Source organism: Streptomyces sp. H51, from assembly GCF_035656535.1.
Taxonomy (GTDB): domain Bacteria; phylum Actinomycetota; class Actinomycetes; order Streptomycetales; family Streptomycetaceae; genus Streptomyces.
The window spans coordinates 1-1,450 of sequence record NZ_JAYMHD010000001.1 but is presented as its reverse complement, the minus strand read 5'-3'; the positions used below and the strand labels follow the sequence as shown (position 1 = coordinate 1,450).

General features: G+C 68.7%; 1 protein-coding gene. It reads left to right on the top strand.

Annotated elements, in window-relative coordinates; genetic code table 11:
- On the top strand, positions 1-1,450 hold a 1,450-nt coding region (locus VKA29_RS00005), incomplete at both ends, for an acyl-CoA carboxylase subunit beta (RefSeq protein ID WP_324783011.1).

The window sequence follows — 1,450 nt, the reverse complement described above, 5'->3', positions numbered from 1 at the left end:
CACGACCGCGGGCAAGCTCGCGGATCTGCAGCGCCGTATCGACGAAGCGACGCACGCCGGCTCCGCACGCGCCGTGGAGAAGCAGCACGCCAAGGGCAAACTGACGGCCCGTGAGCGGATCGAACTGCTCCTGGACGAGGGCTCCTTCGTCGAGCTGGACGAGTTCGCCCGGCACCGCTCCACCAACTTCGGCCTGGAGGCGAACCGCCCCTACGGCGACGGCGTCGTCACCGGCTACGGCACCGTCGACGGCCGCCCCGTCGCCGTCTTCTCCCAGGACTTCACCGTCTTCGGCGGCGCACTGGGCGAGGTCTACGGCCAGAAGATCGTCAAGGTGATGGACTTCGCCCTGAAGACCGGCTGCCCGGTCATCGGCATCAACGACTCCGGCGGCGCCCGCATCCAGGAAGGCGTCGCCTCCCTCGGCGCCTACGGCGAGATCTTCCGCCGCAACACCCACGCCTCCGGCGTCATCCCCCAGATCAGCCTGGTCGTCGGCCCCTGCGCGGGCGGCGCGGTCTACTCCCCCGCCATCACCGACTTCACCGTCATGGTCGACCAGACCAGCCACATGTTCATCACCGGCCCCGACGTCATCAAGACCGTCACCGGCGAGGACGTCGGCTTCGAGGAACTCGGCGGCGCCCGCACCCACAACGCCGTCTCCGGCGTCGCCCACCACATGGCCGGCGACGAGAAGGACGCCGTCGAATACATCAAGCAACTGCTGTCCTACCTGCCCTCCAACAACCTCTCCGAGGCCCCCGCCTACCCCGAAGAGGCCGACCTCACCGTCAGCGCCGAGGACCTGGAACTGGACACCCTCGTCCCCGACAGCGCCAACCAGCCCTACGACATGCACACGGTCATCGAACACGTCCTGGACGACGCCGAGTTCTTCGAGACCCAGCCGCTGTTCGCCCCCAACATCCTCACCGGCTTCGGCCGCGTCGAGGGCCACCCCGTCGGCATCGTCGCCAACCAGCCCATGCAGTACGCCGGCTGCCTCGACATCAAAGCCAGCGAGAAGGCCGCCCGCTTCGTCCGCACCTGCGACGCCTTCAACGTCCCCGTCCTCACCTTCGTCGACGTCCCCGGCTTCCTGCCCGGCGTCGACCAGGAACACGACGGCATCATCCGCCGCGGCGCCAAACTCATCTACGCCTACGCCGAGGCCACCGTCCCCCTCATCACCGTCATCACCCGCAAGGCCTTCGGCGGCGCCTACGACGTCATGGGCTCCAAACACCTCGGCGCCGACCTCAACCTCGCCTGGCCCACCGCCCAGATCGCCGTCATGGGCGCCCAGGGCGCGGTCAACATCCTGCACCGCCGCACCATCACCGAAGCCGACGACGCCGAAGCCACCCGCGCCCGGCTCATCCAGGAATACGAGGACACCCTCCTCAACCCCTACGTCGCCGCCGAACGCGGCTACGTCGACGCCGTC